General features: G+C 70.3%; 2 protein-coding genes. One reads left to right on the top strand and one right to left on the bottom strand.

Features of this window, described 5'->3' with window-relative positions; all coding sequences use genetic code 11:
- On the bottom strand, window positions 1-706 hold a 706-nt coding region (locus G6026_RS03125; protein WP_241727932.1), incomplete at its 3' end, for an AraC family transcriptional regulator.
- A 182-nt stretch (window positions 707-888) separates the two neighbouring features.
- Between G6026_RS03125 and G6026_RS03120 the strand changes: the two genes are divergently transcribed.
- A complete protein-coding gene (locus tag G6026_RS03120; RefSeq protein WP_347238055.1) occupies window positions 889-2,376 on the top strand; it encodes an MDR family MFS transporter in 1,488 nt (495 codons plus the stop codon).
- Window positions 2,377-2,431: the final 55 nt, after the last annotated feature.

The following is a 2,431-nucleotide window of genomic DNA, read 5'->3' as shown; positions in this document are numbered from 1 at the left end:
CTTCGTCGACCGGAACGCCACTGCCCAGCAGGACCGACGCGTGCTGGGCGCGGAAGGCCGCCTGCCACGCGCCGAAGCTCAGTCCGGTCTCGGCCCGGAACGCGCGCGTCACGGTCCGTTCGCTCACCCCGAGCCGGGCCGCCCACTCGGTGAGCGACCGGTCGTCACCGGGGTGCGACTCGAGGGCCGTGACGATCGGGCGCAGCAGCTCGGAGCCCGGCCGCTGCACCAACAGCGCGTGGGGTGAGGGTTCGAGGAGGTCGAACACCATCTGCTCCGTGAGCTCCCGCGACCGGGCCTCCAGGGTCTGGTCCACCAGGCGCTCGAGCAGCAGGGTGAGCAGCGGCGTCACCTCCACCGCGACGGGCTCGGTCGGCAGTGGCGAGTCGGTGCGGACGTCGACGTGCGCGGTCCGGTACCAGGTGCCCGCCGGAGTGGCCGCGGAATGCAGGACGCCCGCGGGGATCCACAGTCCGACCGAGGGGGTGATGGACCACGTACGCGCCCCGATGGTCACGGTGGACGCCCCCGACCGGTTCCACAGCAGCTCGTGGGTGGGGTGGGAGTGCGGCTCCCATTCGATGTCGCGGGCCACGAGCTCGTCCATGCCGGTGATCGCGAACGGCATCACCGCGTCGCCCGCCGCGTAGATCGGCAGGGCGCGCGTCTCCACCTCGCCCCGTCGCGCGCTGCTGGTCCCGGTCATGTGTCGATTCTGCCCCACCCGCTCGTCGGCCCACCGACCCGCTCGCGCACGCGCCGCCGTAATGGTGGTCACATCAGCAAGCCTGTCGGAGATCCTGGCGTACAGTGCGAGAGTTCCCCGTGCGCGCCGTGAGGCCTCGCCGGGTTTACCTTTGTCTCGACCCGTAATGTCTAAGGATTCCCGTGACGACTGAGTCATCCTCCACGGCCTTTTCCCGGGCCCAGCCTGACCCGGGCCAGCCCGACCCTGCTCGGCCCGATCCCGCCCAGCCCGGCCCGGCGTTGGGCTCCCCGCCGCTGCCGGCCGCCACCACGCGGCTGATCGCACTGCTCGTGGCCGCGGCGTTCGTGGTGATCCTCAACGAGACCATCATGTCGGTCGCGATCCCCGAGCTGATGGGGGAGTTCGCGGTCGCCGCGGCCACCGCCCAGTGGCTCACCACCGCGTTCATGCTCACCATGGCCGTGGTCATCCCGTTCACCGGGTGGATGCTCATGCGGCTACCGCTGCGGACGGTGTTCATCATCGCCATGACGACCTTTACCCTCGGCACCCTGCTGGCGTCGCTGGCCCCGGTGTTCGTGGTCCTGGTCGCCGGCCGGGTGGTGCAGGCCGTGGGTACCGCGATCATGATCCCGCTGCTCATGACCACCGTGCTCAACGTGGTGCCCGCGGACCGTCGCGGCCGCACCATGGGCGTGATCTCCATCGTGATCGCGGTGGCCCCGGCCATCGGCCCCACCGTCGGTGGCCTGGTGCTCGACGTGCTGAGCTGGCGCTGGATGTTCTGGTTCGTCCTGCCCATCGGCCTGCTCGCACTGGTGGCGGGAGCCACGCTGATCCGGAACGTCACCGCCACCCGCCCGATCCCGCTCGACATCCTCTCCGGCGTGCTCTCGGCCGTCGGCTTCGCGGGCCTGATCTTCGGCCTGAGCTCCTTCGGTGAAGCCGCCAACGACAACGCGCTGGTGTCCCCGTGGGTGCCCGTCCTCGTGGGCGTGGCGGCACTGGCGGTGTTCGTCTGGCGGCAGCTCTCGCTCAAGGACTACGCGCTCCTCGACGTGCGCGCCTTCGCCTTCCGCACCTTCACCGTCAGCCTCACGCTCATGTTGCTGTCCATGATGGCGCTGTTCGGCACCCTCATCCTGCTGCCGCTGTACATGCAGCAGATCCTGGGCACCACCACCCTCGAGTCCGGCCTCGCGCTGCTGCCCGGCGGTCTGCTCATGGGTGTGCTCGGGTGGTTCGTCGGTCGACTCTTCGACCGCATCGGACCGCGCCCGCTGATCATCCCGGGCTCGATCCTGGCGGCCGCCGGCCTGTGGGGCATGTACCTCTTCTTCTCCGCCGAGTCGTCGCTGGTCATCGTCGTCGTGTGGCACATGGTCCTCAGCGTGGGCCTGGCGCTGCTGTTCTCGCCGCTTCTCACCTCGGCGTTGGGGTCCCTGCCGCCGCACCTGTACCCGCACGGCTCCGCTCTGCTCAACACGCTGCAGCAGGTGGCCGCCGCGGCGGGCACCGCGCTGTTCATCACCGTCATGACGCTGGGCATCGTGGCCGGCGCCGAGTCCGGACAGGGCGACGTGGCCGCGCAGATGACCGGCGTCCACAACGCGCTGGTGGTGGGCGCGATCGCTCGGTACCCCTTCGCCGGGATACAGCACCTGTAGGACGGGCGCAGCCGGACGCTCCAGGACGGGCTGTGACCTGCCGCGTTGATTTCGG

The sequence above is a fragment of the Dietzia sp. DQ11-38-2 genome, from assembly GCF_014145055.1.
Taxonomy (GTDB): domain Bacteria; phylum Actinomycetota; class Actinomycetes; order Mycobacteriales; family Mycobacteriaceae; genus Dietzia.
This window is presented reverse-complemented; position numbering and strand designations above follow the sequence as displayed.